The organism is Pseudomonas triticifolii (assembly GCF_014358015.1).
In the GTDB taxonomy this organism is placed as follows: Bacteria; Pseudomonadota; Gammaproteobacteria; order Pseudomonadales; family Pseudomonadaceae; genus Aquipseudomonas; species Aquipseudomonas triticifolii.
The window spans coordinates 898,485-913,257 of record NZ_JACONV010000001.1 but is presented as its reverse complement, the minus strand read 5'-3'; the positions used below and the strand labels follow the sequence as shown (position 1 = coordinate 913,257).

General features: G+C 60.1%; 10 protein-coding genes and 1 pseudogene. 3 read left to right on the top strand and 8 right to left on the bottom strand.

Features of this window, described 5'->3' with window-relative positions; all coding sequences use genetic code 11:
• Positions 1 to 27 precede the first annotated feature (27 nt).
• Positions 28 to 648, top strand: a complete 621-nt coding sequence (locus H8S56_RS03945) for a LysE family translocator (protein WP_187517920.1) — start codon at positions 28 to 30, stop codon at positions 646 to 648.
• A gap of 7 nt (positions 649 to 655) precedes the next feature.
• Here H8S56_RS03945 and cobA read toward each other — a convergent pair whose 3' ends face one another.
• The 5 genes and pseudogenes from cobA to H8S56_RS03920 form a co-directional block, all read right to left on the bottom strand.
• Positions 656 to 1,411, bottom strand: a complete 756-nt coding sequence (gene cobA / locus H8S56_RS03940; protein WP_187517919.1) for a uroporphyrinogen-III C-methyltransferase — start codon at positions 1,409 to 1,411, stop codon at positions 656 to 658.
• Positions 1,412 to 1,421: 10 nt separating this feature from the next.
• Positions 1,422 to 4,142 (bottom strand): nitrate reductase, encoded by a 2,721-nt coding sequence (locus tag H8S56_RS03935; RefSeq protein WP_187517918.1) that lies wholly within the window; start codon positions 4,140 to 4,142, stop codon positions 1,422 to 1,424.
• Between the two features lie 11 nt (positions 4,143 to 4,153).
• Positions 4,154 to 5,368: pseudogene (locus H8S56_RS03930) on the bottom strand (NAD(P)/FAD-dependent oxidoreductase); the annotation flags it as partial.
• Positions 5,369 to 5,650: 282 nt separating this feature from the next.
• Complete coding sequence (locus H8S56_RS03925) at positions 5,651 to 7,312, bottom strand: bifunctional protein-serine/threonine kinase/phosphatase (RefSeq protein ID WP_187517916.1); 1,662 nt, start codon at positions 7,310 to 7,312, stop codon at positions 5,651 to 5,653.
• Positions 7,313 to 7,319: 7 nt separating this feature from the next.
• Entirely contained in the window at positions 7,320 to 8,531 is a 1,212-nt protein-coding gene (locus H8S56_RS03920) for a nitrate/nitrite transporter (protein WP_024688557.1), read from the bottom strand.
• Positions 8,532 to 9,448: 917 nt separating this feature from the next.
• Between H8S56_RS03920 and H8S56_RS03915 the strand changes: the two genes are divergently transcribed.
• The gene (locus H8S56_RS03915; RefSeq protein WP_187517915.1) at positions 9,449 to 10,699 is read left to right on the top strand and encodes a glycoside hydrolase family 68 protein; all 1,251 of its coding nucleotides are present in this window, start codon (positions 9,449 to 9,451) and stop codon (positions 10,697 to 10,699) included.
• Between the two features lie 190 nt (positions 10,700 to 10,889).
• Here H8S56_RS03915 and H8S56_RS03910 read toward each other — a convergent pair whose 3' ends face one another.
• Together H8S56_RS03910 and H8S56_RS03905 are read right to left on the bottom strand one after the other, a co-directional pair.
• Positions 10,890 to 11,465, bottom strand: coding sequence for an ANTAR domain-containing response regulator (locus H8S56_RS03910; protein WP_024688555.1), 576 nt, complete (start codon positions 11,463 to 11,465; stop codon positions 10,890 to 10,892).
• Between the two features lie 14 nt (positions 11,466 to 11,479).
• Positions 11,480 to 12,691, bottom strand: a complete 1,212-nt coding sequence (locus H8S56_RS03905) for a CmpA/NrtA family ABC transporter substrate-binding protein (protein WP_024688554.1) — start codon at positions 12,689 to 12,691, stop codon at positions 11,480 to 11,482.
• 252 nt (positions 12,692 to 12,943) lie between these two features.
• On the opposite strand from H8S56_RS03905, the gene H8S56_RS03900 reads away from it, so the two are divergent.
• Positions 12,944 to 13,975, top strand: coding sequence for a quinone-dependent dihydroorotate dehydrogenase (locus H8S56_RS03900; protein WP_187517914.1), 1,032 nt, complete (start codon positions 12,944 to 12,946; stop codon positions 13,973 to 13,975).
• A gap of 144 nt (positions 13,976 to 14,119) precedes the next feature.
• On the opposite strand, the gene rmf is transcribed toward H8S56_RS03900, so the two are convergent.
• Positions 14,120 to 14,335, bottom strand: coding sequence for a ribosome modulation factor (gene rmf, locus H8S56_RS03895; protein WP_002553055.1), 216 nt, complete (start codon positions 14,333 to 14,335; stop codon positions 14,120 to 14,122).
• Positions 14,336 to 14,773 lie beyond the last annotated feature (438 nt).

Below are 14,773 nucleotides of genomic sequence, written 5' to 3'. Positions count from 1 at the left end.
CCGCTTTCATCCTGCCGAGCCCCCGCCATGCCCTTCGCTGACACGCTCCTTGCGTTTGCCTTTGCAGCGACTCTGCTCACGCTGACGCCTGGCCTCGACACTGCCCTGATCCTGAGAACTGCGACGGTAGAAGGCAAGCAGCAGGCGTTTCGCGCAGTCTTGGGCATCAATGCAGGCTGCCTGTTGTGGGGCGCAGCGGTAGCGTTCGGGCTGGGCGCGTTGATCGCGGTGTCGGAACTGGCCTACAACATCTTGAAATATTGCGGCGCGGCTTATCTGGCCTGGCTCGGATTGAACATGCTGCTTCGACCTCGAACATCGTTGTCATCGGTTCAGGCAAGCGAAAGACCGGGCGCCAATTGGTTTCTGAAAGGAATGATGGGCAATGTCCTGAATCCCAAGATGGGTGTTTTCTACGTCTCGTTTCTGCCGCAATTCATTCCACAGGGTCAGCCGCTGATTGCCTGGACGTTTGGCCTGGTCAGCATTCACATCGTCATCGGATTGCTCTGGTCGATGATTCTGATCGCCGCAACCCACCCGCTGGCCGCAGTACTGCGACGCGAGAAGGTGATTGCCTGGATGGATCGTGCGACCGGTATGATCTTTGTGTTGTTCGCTGCACGCCTGGCACTCAGCAGGCGTTAAGCGCGTGTCAGCCAACCTGCTGCTGCAGATCGCTGAGCAGGGCTTGATGGGGCTGACTGCACGCTGCCACTTTGCCTATCACCAGAATGGCCGGACTCTTGAGTTCAAACGCTGTCGCGTCGAGTTGCATGTTCGCCAGGGTGCTGCGGCATTCGCGTTGCCATGGTAGTGATGCGTTTTCGATCATGGCCACGGGCATGTCCGCGCTCATGCCGCCTGCCAGCAGGTTTTCGCGAATGTCCGGCAGTTTCGCCACGCCCATATACACCACCAGCGTCGTGCCGCTGTGTGCCAGCGCCTGCCAGTCGAGACTGCTGTCGTCCTGCGTATGGGCGGTGACCAGCGTTACACCACGGCTGATGCCGCGCAGTGTCAGCGAAATTCCGCACTGCGTAGCGCCCGCCAGACCCGCCGTGATGCCGTTGACCAGTTCCACGTCTACGCCGCGTTCCTGCAACCACTCGGCCTCTTCGCCGCCCCGACCAAAAATGCACGGGTCGCCGCCTTTGAGGCGCACCACGCATTTGCCTTGACGCACGTAGCGCAGCATCAGGCGATGGATAAACGCCTGTGGCGTCGAGCGACAGCCGCCGCGCTTGCCAACCGGGATGATCCGCGCCGCGGGACAGTGTTCCAGCACGGCGGTGTTGACCAGATCATCGATCAACACGACGTCTGCCTCACGCAAGGCGCGTACGGCCTTGAGCGTCAGCAATTCAGGGTCACCCGGACCTGCGCCCACCAGCCAGACTTTTGCGCTCATGCTGCGTTCCTCATTCAGTGACCATCAGGGTATTGATCAATCTTTTTATTTCAGGGACGCAGGACCCGCACTGGGTTCCGCAGCCTAATTGTTTCTTGAGTTGATTCAGGTCCAGGCCGTTTTCGATGCCTTTCTCGACCGCGCTTTGCCTGACGTTCATGCAGTTGCACAAGGTCTTGTCGCGTGTCGCGCAGCCGTCCTTGCCAGGCTCGCTGCTCAGCGGCGCGAGCAGCCAGCGGCGCAGCGGCGCATCGACGCGCTCTTCCAGCCAGAGCGTTTGCAACCAGTGCTGGGCTAACGTCTCACCGGCCAGGCGAATGGCCGTGATGCGCCCGTTATCGATCCGCACCCGTTTGCCGATGGAGCGTTTCGGGTCGTCGTAGGCCAGCACCGGGCCGTCATCTACGCCTAGCAGGGTATCGATTTCGCTTAACAGACTGGCTTCGGGGGCCATCGCGCTGGCGGCACGAATCACCAGTGCCGGGCGCTCACGTCCTGCCAGGCTCAGGCTCAGGTAAGTGAACGATCCGCACAGCGTGCGCAGGCGCTCCCATTGCGGTTGCACCTCACCTTCGACCAGTGCGAAGAACTGCCACGCCAGCTCGGCTTTCTCGATTCTGACCCCGGAATGTTTGAGCTCCGGCTGTTTCGAGACTGGATCAAAAGCCGGTTGCGTCAGGACATTCACGCCGCCCTTGAGGAAGCGATCACCCCAGTGCATGGGCAGGAATGGCTGGCCGGGACGCACGCTGTCATCGCTGCTCACGGGCAAATACAGCTCACCACGACGGCTGATCAGTCTGATCAGGTCGCCACTCTGCAACGCGTGAAGCTGCAGGTCATCAGGGTGCAGGCTCAGAACCGCTTCACTGACATGGCCAAATAGCCGTGCGGCAGTGCCGGTGCGACTCATGCCGTGCCACTGGTCACGAAGGCGGCCGGTGTTGAGCGTCAGCGGGAATCGGGTGTCTCGCTGTTCCTTGGCTGCGGTGTAGGGTTCGCTCACGAATTGAGCCCGTCCCGACGCGGTCGGGAAAACGCCATTGGCGTACAAGCGTGGTGTGCCGATGCTGGCACCTAGCGGGAAAGGCCATTGCTGCGGACCGTCGCGGTCGATGAGTGCGCGGTCGATGCCGGACATGTCCAGGTCGCGCCCGGTCGTCAGGCCTTTGAATTCATCGAACAGCGCTGCCGGATTCTTGAAGTCGAACAGGGCATGGGCATCGGGCTGCAGACGCTGTTGCAGGCGCTGGGCAAAATCCACGGTGATCGCCCAGTCCGGGCGTGCCTGGCCGGGGGGCTGGATGGCTTTGCGCACGTTGGAAAGGCGTCGCTCTGAGTTGGTGACCGTGCCTTCCTTTTCACCCCAGCTTGCCGCTGGCAACAGCAGGTCGGCAAAGCGCGCGGTTTCGGTGGTCTTGAAAGCCTCTTGCAGCACCACGAACGGGCAGGTCTCAAGCGCCGCCCGGATCCTGTTCTGGTCAGGCAAGGATTGCGCGGGGTTGGTACAGGCAATCCACAGTGCCTTGATCTTGCCGCTCTGCAGTTGTTCGAACAGTTCGATAGCGGAAAGGCCGGGATTGGCCGGCAGCTCGTCAACACCCCAGTACTGCGCCACTTCAGCACGATGCTCCGGGTTGGCGGCTTCGCGATGGCCTGGCAGCAGGTTGGACAGGCTGCCGGTTTCACGCCCGCCCATGGCATTGGGCTGACCGGTGAGGGAAAAGGGGCCCGCACCGACGCGACCGATCTGGCCTGTGGCGAGATGGATGTTGATGAGTGCGCTGTTCTTGGCGCTGCCGGCAGTGGACTGGTTCAGTCCCATGCACCACAGCGACAGGAAGCTTGGCGCTTCGCCAATCCAGCGGGCGCAGGTCAGCAGTTGTTCAACCTCAATGCCGCACCGTTGCGCAACGCTTTGCGGCGGGTAATCGCGCACCAGTGCTTCCAGCGCTTCGTAGCCCTGCGTGTGCGCGGCAATAAAGGCCGAATCCACAAGGCCTTCCTTCATCAGCACATGCACTATGCCGTGGAACAGCGCGACGTCGGTGCCCAGCTGAATCGCCAGGTGCATATCTGCCAGCTCGCAGGTGTCGGTACGACGTGGATCGATGACGATGACTTTCATCTCGGGCCGACGGCTTTTGGCTTCTTCCAGGCGACGAAACAGAACCGGATGGGCGTAGGCCATGTTGCTGCCGACGATCAGCACACAATCGCTCAGCTCAATGTCTTCATAGTTGCACGGCGGCGCGTCGGCACCCAGGCTGCGTTTGTAGCCGGCTACGGCCGAGGACATGCACAGCCGCGAGTTGCTGTCGATGTTGTTGGTGCCGATTAAAGCGCGAGCCAGTTTGTTGAAGGCGTAGTAATCCTCGGTCAGCAACTGGCCGGAAATGTAGAACGCGACGCTGTCGGGGCCGTGTTCGCGGATGCTGTCGGCGAACACCGTCGCGGCGTGTTCCAGTGCGGTGTCCCAGTCGGTGATGCTACGGGCCAGGCCTTTGCTCAAACGCAATTCCGGGTACAGCGCGCGCGCGTCGATGTCGCCGGTCAGGTGCAGGCTCGATCCCTTGCTGCACAATTTGCCGAAGTTGGCCGGGTGCTGGGGATCGCCGCTCACGCCCAAAATATTCTGTCCATCGTGCTCGATCAGCACGCCGCACCCTACGCCGCAGTAGCAGCAGGTGGAGGCCGTGATCCGAGTCGGCTGCAGAGTCAGGCAAGTCATGCGCAGGCTGCCTCGGCGAGGACGGGTTCGCCGAACATCAGGTGATTGCGAATCGCGTCAATGCCTTGGCCGTCACGAATCTGTTTCAAGTACCAACTGCCATCGGTGGTGTCGCCATACAGGCAAGCGCCCACCAGCACATCATTCTTGATCACCAGCTTTTTGTAGATGCCGCTGATGGGGTCCGACAAGGTGATGCACTCTGTGCCTTCGCCGCCCAGAAAATCACCAGCCGAGAACAGGTCGATGCCCGTCACTTTCAGCTTGGTCGACGTCACCGAGCCCGGATAGCGTGCAAAACCCAGTTGCGCGAGGTGATTGGCGCAGACCCTGGCCTGTTCGAACAGAGGCGCCACAAGGCCGTAAGCGATGCCGCGATGGCTGACACATTCGCCGATGGCGTAGATACGCGGGTCATAGGTCTGCAGCGTGTCGTTGACCAGAATGCCTCGGCTGCAGGGCAGGCCCGCCTGTTCGGCCAGTTCAGTATTAGGGCGAATGCCGGCGGCCATCACCACCAGATCGGTGCCGATCACTTCGCCATTCTGGAAGCGCACCGCCTGAACCCGGCCCTGATCGTCACCCAGCAAGGCGTCGGTCTGCTCGTTGAGGCGAAAGCTCAGACCGCGCTGCTCCAGCGCCGCTTGAAGCATTCGGCCGCTGGTCTTGTCCAGTTGACGCTCAAGCAGGGTCTGCCCATTGTGAACCACGGTGACCTGCATGCCGCGCATGCTCAGGCCATTGGCCGCTTCCAGGCCCAGCAGGCCGCCACCGATGACAACAGCGCGCTTGTGTGTGGCGGCTGTTTCGATCATTTCCCGGGTGTGGCCGATGTCGCGATAACCGATCACACCGTCCAGGGTGTTACCGGGAATCGGCAGGATGAACGGGCTCGAACCGGTGGCGATCAGCAGACGGTCATAATGGGCCTGTGTGCCGTCATCCGCGATGACCAGGCGCTTGATGCGATCAATCCTGACCACGCGGCGATTGAGCAACAATTGAATACCGTTGGTTTCGTACCAGGCCAGGTCGTTGAGCACGATGTCTTCGAACGTCTGCTCGCCCGCCAGCACAGGCGACAGCAAGATACGGTTGTAGTTGGGGTGTGGTTCAGCGCCGAAGACCGTGATGTCGTAAAGGTCTTCGCTCAATTTGAGCAACTCTTCGAGTGTGCGCACTCCGGTCATGCCGTTGCCAATCATCACCAGTTTGAGTTTTTTCATCGTGCCTCCGAGTCACCCTCAAGGGATGCTCGACAAATTGCGCGCAAACAAAAAAAGGCGTCCCGTCAGTAGCCTGACGAGGACGCCTTTGTCCGGTCCCGTTCTCTCGGGAAGCGCTGCCTTCATCGTTGAGGGCGGCGCGTTATGAAACTGCTGAGAGAGACTATGCAGTGGTTGTGCCAACTCGTTCGAAGCGGTTAAAGCAGGCCGTTGAGCCAAGAGTCGGGTTCGTGCCTGCACTGCCTTGAGGCGTGTTGCACAGAAGCGGGGCGGGCCTGTTGCTCAGTGCCTCCCCATCAACCAGATCACCGCGACCAGATTAATCAGCAGCGAAACCAGCGCCAGGGTGCGCCAGACCTTCAATGGCTCGCGTTCCAGCAGCGGACGCGGGCGCGCCACCACCGGGCGTTGTTCGGCCTGCTCCAGTTCCAGCAACCACTGCTCGGCCGTCTCATAACGCTGCGCCGGATTGGCCTGCACCGCCTTGTCCAGGCTTTGACTCAGCCAGAGCGGCAGGTCGGGCCGGTAACGGCTGGCCGAAATCGGTGTGCCGAAACGACGATGCTGAAAGGCTTCGATCTCGCCATAGGGATACTGGCCGGTCAGCAGGTAATAGAGGGTCACGCCGACCGCGTACAGATCCTGTTGCGGATCCGGCTCGGCACCGCTGAAGGCTTCCGGGGCAATGTAGCTCGGTGTGCCCGGCAGGTCATCGGCATTGGCCGCAGACAGACCTGGGCAGAACGCAAGGCCGAAATCCAGCAACCGCACTTCATTGTCGTGCGCCAATAGCAGGTTTTCGGGCTTTATGTCGCGATGAATGATGTTGCGTCTATGCAGCAGGCCAGCAGCCCGCAGCACGCGTGTGGCCAGATCCTGCCATTGTGCGAGTGGCAGCGGTCCGCTGAGGGCAAAGACCTCTGCAAGGGTGCGCCCGCTGTATTCGCGCATGGCGTAGTACAGGTGCTGGCGTTCGGGCAGCGGATGCACTTCGGGAAAGAAACGGCCGGCAACCCGGCGCAGAAACCACTCTTCAAGCAGAAGCCCCTGGCCTGCACCCGGTTCGTCATGCCGGGCACTCGGCAGGGTCTTGAGCAGCCAGGGCTGGCCATGGCTATCGTGGGCGCGGTACAGGATGGATTGGCGCGACTGGGCAACCACATTGCCGATGCTCCAGCCTTCGAAGGTCTGACCGGGCTTGAGCGCTGGCGGCAACGGCCATTGTTGCAATTGAAGCAGGGCATCGCCCAGATCGTCTTCACCCAGGCTGTCGACCTGAATAAGCAGGGCGCTCGCGTTGTCTTGACTGCCGGCCAGGTGCGCGGCGCTGACCAGCGTCTTCACAGCGGCATCAAGGTTATCCTGCTCGGTCAGGATCGAGCGGATGCTGGCATCGCCCAGCGTTGCCCAGACGCCATCGCTGACCAGCAGCAAGCGCTCACCCTCACACAGTTCGCCGTCCAGATAATCCATGACCACGTACTGGTCCAGGCCCAGCGCGCGCTTGAGCACGTGCTGCATGTCGGCCTGTTCCCACACGTGGTCTTCGCTGATGCGTTTGAGCTTTCCGGACTGCCAGCGGTAGGCGCGGCAATCACCCACATGGGCGAGAGTGAAGCGTCTGCCGCGCAGTACCAGCGCACTGAGGGTGGTCAGCAAGCCGTTGGCCAGCAACCAGCGGTTCTGGGCCAGCAGCAAACGATCCAGTGACTGGGCCACGCCCCAGGTCTCCGGGGTCGCGTAATAATCCAGCGCCAGGGCCTGCAGGGTCGACTGCGCGGCCAGTGCACCATCGGCGCACTGGCTGACGCCGTCGGCAAGGGCGAACAGATAGCCTTTGCTGGCGGCCAGCGCCGGAACCGGAGTGACCAGGCGCAGCGCGTCTTGATTCTCGGCTCGCGGACCGCTGGTGCTGTACTCGGCGAAACGCAGGTGCAGCGTCATCGGCCGATCACACCCGCGCTGCGGTGACGGCAGCCGAACCCCAGGTGGTTCTCCAGCGGCGCTTGACGTTCATCAGGCCGAACCAGGCCAGTACCGCCAGGCTTGCGAACAGCCACAGGCCAAGCTGATAGTCGCCGGTGTTCTGCTTGATGCTGCCCAGGCCCGCGGCGAGCAGGAAGCCACCGATGCCGCCTGCCATACCGATCAGGCCGGTCATCACGCCGATTTCTTTGCGAAAGCGCTGTGGCACCAGTTGGAAGACCGCGCCATTGCCCGCACCCAGGCCAAGCATCGCGGCGACGAACAGGGCCAGCGCAGCCCACGAGCTTGGCAGGTTGAAGCCCACCGCTGCGATGCCGATAGCGGCGACTGCATACATGACGGTCAGGGTGCGGATGCCGCCAAACCGGTCAGCCAGTGCGCCGCCCAGTGGGCGCATCAGGCTGCCGCCGAACACGCACGCTGCGGTGTAATAGCCTGCGGTGATCGGGCTCAGTCCGTATTGGTCGTTGAAATAGCCGGGCAGGGCGCTGGCCAGGCCGATGAAGCCGCCGAAGGTCACGCTGTAGAAGAACATGAACCACCAACTGTCCCGGTCGCCCAAGGCCTTGAGGTAGTCCGCCGTGGATTTGGGTTTGCTGCGTTCCGGTGCATTGCGTGCCATCAGCGTAAAGGCGATCAGCGTCAGCACCAGCGGGATAAGCGCCAGGCCGAACACGTTGCCCCAACCGAAGCTGGCCGCCAGGACCGGTGCGATCAGTGCCGCGAGTACCGTGCCCGAGTTGCCAGCACCGGCGATGCCCATGGCCTTGCCCTGGTGCTGCGGCGGATACCATTGCGACGCCAGTGGCAGTGCGACGGCGAAAGACGCACCCGCCATGCCCAGAAACACGCCCAGCAGCAGTGCCTGCTCGTAGCTGTGAATGCCCAGTTGCCAAGCGGTGAGCAGGGCACCGATCACGATGACCTGGCCGATGATGCCGGCGGTCTTGGGAGACAGCTGATCCGCCAGCAGGCCCATGAAGAAGCGCAGGATCGCCCCGGCCAGAATCGGCGTGGCAACCATCAGGCCGCGCTGTTGAGTGGTCAGGTGCAGGTCGGCGGCGATTTGCACTGCCATCGGGCCGAGCAGATACCAGACCATGAAACTCAGGTCGAAGTAGAGAAAGGCAGCGAACAGGGTCGGTTTGTGGCCGGCCTTCCAGAAGCTTGTATCCATTTGCACACCTCATCATCTGCTAGGGAGTCAGTCGGGTTCGAGACCGCGACACAGGAATGTCCAGACGTTGTGGTGGAGTGTTCCGAGTGCCGGCGACTCCACCGGCCCCATCGCCGGGGCCAAAACGCAAAAAACGTCGCCTCTCTGTCCGCAGTGGCGAAAAGAGATGAGCGACGTCTTTGTCGTAAGGGGTGGCAACCGCCGTTGGCTACCTGTGACAGGCATAAAGCAAGAGACGGGCCATATGAAAGGTTTATTCGGTAACAAGCGCCGCAGGCCTCAAGGCAAGCGCTTGAGGTGTGAGTGGAGCAGGCATCGGCGCGCAACGGCTATTGCCGTGGCATGACCTTGAAGCGGGCATCGATTGTGTGGAGCGCCGCAAATAGGTGCGGGGCCATCGGAGCGTGCCGGCGGCTCCGAGTACCGTCTTTGCGCGAACGCGCACGCCTTGAACGCTGCAGGTGCGTCTGTTTATTTTGCTGTAGGAGCCACTATCAAGGCAGTTTTATTAAAGCATAATGATAGTGTTTTGATCGTGTTGCATGATGATCCTCATAGTAGAGTGGATGCTAGTAATGCTTAATAGTTCAGCCTGGGTGAGTCTTTAATACCGTCGCTTAACGGTAGGGAATATTTAATTTACTTTCCATCTTGTCTCTGACAGGATCCCTCTTGTCTTGCAGGACACGGCCCGTCTCCAAGGGTAAGTATGGGCATTTAGTCAGCTTGTTATAAGTGGCTTATTGCAATCATTCGAAAAGGTGCCTTAATGCACCTTACATTAATCGTGCTGTTGTTTCGGTTCATGCCGCGATGGCAGGCGTATTCAAGTGCACTTCAGCGATGTGAAAAGTTTGCATGCTGCATTGTCTTCATCTAAGCACTCGCCTGGGCGAGCGCCAATAAAGGACATCAACATGAATAACGTCACTTATCCACCTACTGTGTGGACCCGGGCCGACGCGCTCAAGGTCAACGAAAACGACCCCACCACCACTCAGCCCCTGGTCAGTCCCGACTTTCCGGTCATGAGCGATACCGTCTTTATCTGGGACACCATGCCGTTGCGCGAGCTGGACGGCACGGTCGTGTCGGTCAACGGTTGGTCCGTTATCCTGACCCTCACGGCCGACCGACACCCCACGGACCCCCAATATCTAGGGGCCAATGGCCGCTATGATATCAAACGAGACTGGGAAGATCGTCATGGGCGGGCGCGTATGTGCTACTGGTATTCGCGTACCGGCAAGGACTGGATCTTCGGCGGGCGTGTCATGGCTGAAGGCGTATCTCCCACCACCCGCGAGTGGGCGGGCACTCCGATCCTGCTTAACGACAAGGGCGATATCGACCTTTATTACACCTGCGTCACACCGGGCGCTGCCATTGCCAAAGTTCGCGGCCGTATTGTGACGTCTGACAGTGGTGTCATATTGACGGACTTTACCGTAGTTAAAACATTATTCGAGGCCGACGGGACTTATTATCAAACCGAGGCACAGAATGCCACCTGGAACTTTCGCGACCCCAGCCCCTTTATAGATCCCCATGATGGCAAGTTGTATATGGTCTTTGAAGGTAATGTCGCGGGTGAGCGCGGTAGTCACGAAGTAGGTCCCACTGAACTAGGGCCTGTGCCACCGGGTCACGAAGAGGTGGGAGGTGCCAGATTTCAAGTGGGCTGTATCGGTCTTGCTGTGGCCAAAGACCTTAATGGCGATGAGTGGGATATCCTGCCGCCGCTTGTCACGGCAGTCGGTGTCAATGACCAGACCGAACGACCCCATTATGTGTTTCAGGACAACAAATATTACTTGTTTACCATCAGCCATAAGTTCACCTATGCCGATGGCGTCACCGGCCCTGATGGCGTTTATGGTTTTGTCAGTGAGCAGTTGTTCGGCCCTTATCGGCCCATGAATGCGTCAGGTCTGGTACTGGGTAATCCACCGTCCCAGCCGTTCCAGACCTATTCGCACTGCGTCATGCCCAACGGGCTGGTGACCTCGTTCATCGACAGCGTGCCCACGACGGGTCAGGATTTCCGTATCGGCGGCACTGAAGCGCCGACAGTGAGGATTCTGTTGCGGGGCGATCGTTCGTTTGTGCAAGAGTCTTATGACTATGGCTACATACCGGCGATGAAGGACGTGGTGCTGACTCAGTAATCCGGATGCATGCAGGCGTGAACGGCAAGCGTCAGCACAACGCGGCCTGCTGGCAGGTACTGTAACTGTGGGAGGCGGCTTGCCGGCGATGGCGTCGGCGCGGTTTAACATCCAGACCGCGTCATCGTTCATCGCCAGCAAGCCGCCTCCCACGATTAGTGTTTCGTCAGTATTTTCTCAATCTACATTTTCAGCCCAGCAGTTCACTCATCGCAATGATCTGTTCGGCGACCTGAATCAGCTTCTGCTGGCGGCTCATGGCCTGACGTCGCATCAGCGTGTAAGCCTCTTCCTCGTTGCAGTCCTTCATTTTCATCAGCAGACCCTTGGCCAGTTCGATGCGCTTGCGCTCAGCCAGTTGCTGGTCCCGGGCATGCAGTTGCGCGCGCAGGGCCTGATCGCTTTCGAACCGGGCCATGGCCACGTCCAGAATCGGCTGCAGGCGCTGGGCCTGAATACCTTCGACGATGTAGGCGCTGACCCCTGACTTGATGGCCTGACGCATGACCCCGGGGTCGTGTTCGTCGGTAAACATCACGATAGGGCGGGGCTGGTCGCGGCTGACCAGGACAACCTGTTCCATGACGTCGCGGCCAGGTGATTCAGTGTCGATCAGGATGACGTCGGGACGTACTGCATCGACGCGTGCCGGCAGGTCGATGATGAAGCCCGATTCGTCGATGACCTCGAAGCCAGCCTCGATAAGCGCGGACTTCAGGCGACCGACCTTTTTCGGGGTGTCGTTTATGAGCAGGATGCGCAGCATGTTCACGTCCTCCTTCAACGACGGGCGGCAATGGGCGCAGCATCCGCCCAGGCATTGAGCCTGAAACTACGCGCATAGGCGGCCGGATCGCTGCCGTCCCAGACCTTGCCGTCGATCAACTGGCTGCTGCGCAGGGTCGAATCCGGAACCTCGATGCCCAATGCAACGGCCGCTTCACGGTACAGAGCCAATTGCTGAACCCGATTGGCGACGGCCAGGTAATCCGGGTCTTCGCGCAACAGGCCCCAGCGCCGAAACTGGGTCATGAACCACATACCGTCTGACAACCATGGGTAATTGACCTGGCCCTCATTGTGAAACCTGACCGCGTGGCGGTCCTCCCAGTGATTGCCCAGGCCATCGCTGTAATGGCCCAGCAAGCGAGGTTCGATGCAATCGAGCGAGGTGTCCAGATACTCCGCGCCGCTGAGCAGTTGCGCGGTGCTGCGCCGGTTGTGTTCGCTCTGTTCGATGAAACGGCTCGCTTCCAGCACGGCCATGACCAGCGCTCTGGCGGTGTTGGGGTTCTGCTCGACGAATTCGCGGGTGCAACCCAGCACCTTGCCCGGATGATCGGGCCAGATTGCCTGGCTGGTGGCCATGCTGAACCCCAGTTGCTGATTGACAGCGCTGGCAGCCCAGGGCTCGCCGACACAGAAGCCGTCGATACGCCCGGCCTGCAGGTGTTGGACCATCTGCGGTGGCGGCACCACCACACTGTTCACGTCGTCCAGCGGATGAATACCCTGGCTGGCGAGCCAGTAATAAAGCCACATGGCGTGATTGCCGGTCGGGAATGTCTGGGCAAAGGTCAGTTTCGGGCCGCTTTGGTGCACACGTTTGTCCAGTGCTTCAGGAGTGACCACGCCACTGTCCTGAAGGCCGCGCGACAGGTTGATGCACTGACCGTTCTGGTTGAGACCCATGAGGATCGCCATGTCTTTGGCCGGGCCGCCGCTGATGCCCAGTTCTACGGCATAGATCATCCCGTAGAGGCTGTGGGCTGCCTGGAGCTGGCCGCTGATCAGCTTGTCTCGCAGGCTCGCCCAGGAACTCTGGCGCTTGAGGTTCAGGGTCAGTCCATACGGCTGGGCGAAGCCCTGTGTAGCCGCCACGACCAGCGAAGCACAGTCGGTCAACGCCATGAAACCCACATCCAGGCTGTTCATCTCGGGCGCATCGCTGCCGGTTACCCAGTCCAGCGCATTGCTTGTTGGTTCGTTCATACCGAGTGCTTCATCAGGGACATCCAGAAAAAAGGCGTCGCCCAGCCCGTTGCACGATGCAAGGGCTGGAGCGACGCCGTTGTCCGGGCACCGCTCCTTCGTTGGAACGCGTGCCGATAATGGTTTCAAGCAAGGCATATGCCAGTGCTCGATGAGTCAGGGTAACAAGTTTTTTGCATGCCTCGCGTGCGGGCCCTTCACACGGCTATAATCGCGGCCCTGAATTCAGCTTCTCACGAGCCTAGCCCGCCCATGTATAACCTGGCCCGCCAGTTACTGTTCAAACTTTCCCCGGAAACTTCCCATGACCTGTCGCTGGACCTGATCGGTGCTGGCGGGCGGCTGGGCCTCAATGGCCTGTTGAGCAAGGCGCCGGCGAAGGTGCCGGTCAACGTGATGGGGCTTGAATTTCCCAATCCGGTGGGACTGGCGGCAGGCCTGGACAAGAATGGCGCGGCCATCGACGGCTTCGCTCAACTGGGCTTCGGCTTTGTAGAGATCGGCACGGTCACGCCGCGTCCTCAGCCAGGTAACCCCAAGCCGCGGATCTTTCGCTTGCCTCACGCAGAAGCCATCATCAACCGGATGGGCTTCAACAACCTGGGCGTCGACAATCTGGTCAGCCGTGTCAAGGCTGCGAAATACACCGGCATTCTGGGCATCAACATCGGCAAGAATTTCGACACGCCGGTCGAGCGTGCGGTGGACGATTACCTGATCTGTCTGGACAAGGTCTACGACCATGCCAGCTACGTAACGGTCAATGTCAGCTCGCCGAACACACCGGGCCTGCGCAGCCTGCAATTCGGTGATTCGCTCAAGCAGCTACTCGAGGCGCTTAGCCTGCGCCAGCAGGAGCTCACGCAGCGCCATGGCAAGCGTGTGCCACTGGCGATCAAGATCGCCCCGGACATGACCGATGAAGAAACCGTGCTGGTCGCCACTGCGCTGATCGAATCCGGCATGGATGCTGTCATCGCGACCAACACCACCCTTAGCCGCGAAGGCGTCGAAGGGCTGCCGCATGCAGACGAGGCGGGCGGTCTGTCGGGCGCTCCGGTGCGCGAGAAGAGCACTCACACCGTGAAGATACTGGCGGGTGAGTTGGCAGGTCGCATGCCGATCATCGCGGCGGGCGGTATCACCGAGGGACGTCACGCTGCAGAGAAGATCGCGGCGGGTGCGAGTCTGGTGCAGATCTATTCTGGCTTCATCTATAAGGGGCCGGCATTGATTCGCGAATCGGTGGATGCAATTGCGGCGATGCCGCGCGAGCGGGGCTGAATCGCAGGCAAAAAAAGGGGCTCCTGAAGAGCCCCTGGGCTTTTGGCCCGCCGCCCGGATGGGGCGTGCATGGTATGGGTGTAGATGGTCAGTCAATAAAGCCTTGATGATGGACTGGTCGGGGCCTGTGTCTCCAGAAGCGCCTTATCCGACCGCGTGAAGTTCGTTGAGTCTGTGGATTCCCGCAGTGCCGGTCATACCGTCCCAGTTGTCGCCGCGTCCTTCTCGCCAACCATTGATCCATGCCTGGCGTACTGACGGTAGAGTAAAAGGGCAAAGCTCACGGGATTTACCATGAACGCCGTATTGATATCCGCGTAAAAATGCTCTTTCCAACGGATCACGCTTAAGTCTTCTCATAGGGTATTGCCCTCGTCTGTTGACTGTTATATCCCTGAGACCTCATGGTGAGGTCGGGCAGAAAGGTGCCCGCTGCCGGCGTCGCGGGCCTTGGTGTCAAATCCGTTGCGGAGATGACCTGAGGTGATTTCTAACCAAAGCGCCGTGTCCTGTGAATGACCGTTTTGTCATAAGCACGTCACATTTAGGTCTGTCGAGTGATAAGCAAGGTCGGGTTTCACTACCGATTTTTGACGTAAGCCTTTTGACGCGGGCGTTTCAGGCCGAACTGAGAGCGCGTCTCAGCTGCAGGTGATGGCTGAATGTTTTAACTGCAAATTCGACGAAGGGTCGGGATGTGACTTTTTGTTTCCCACTTCGTCGGGTTGAATGTTCGTTCTTCATATAGGAAAGCTATGTGAAGACAGAAATGTATTGAAAACTGCTGCACCGACGCTG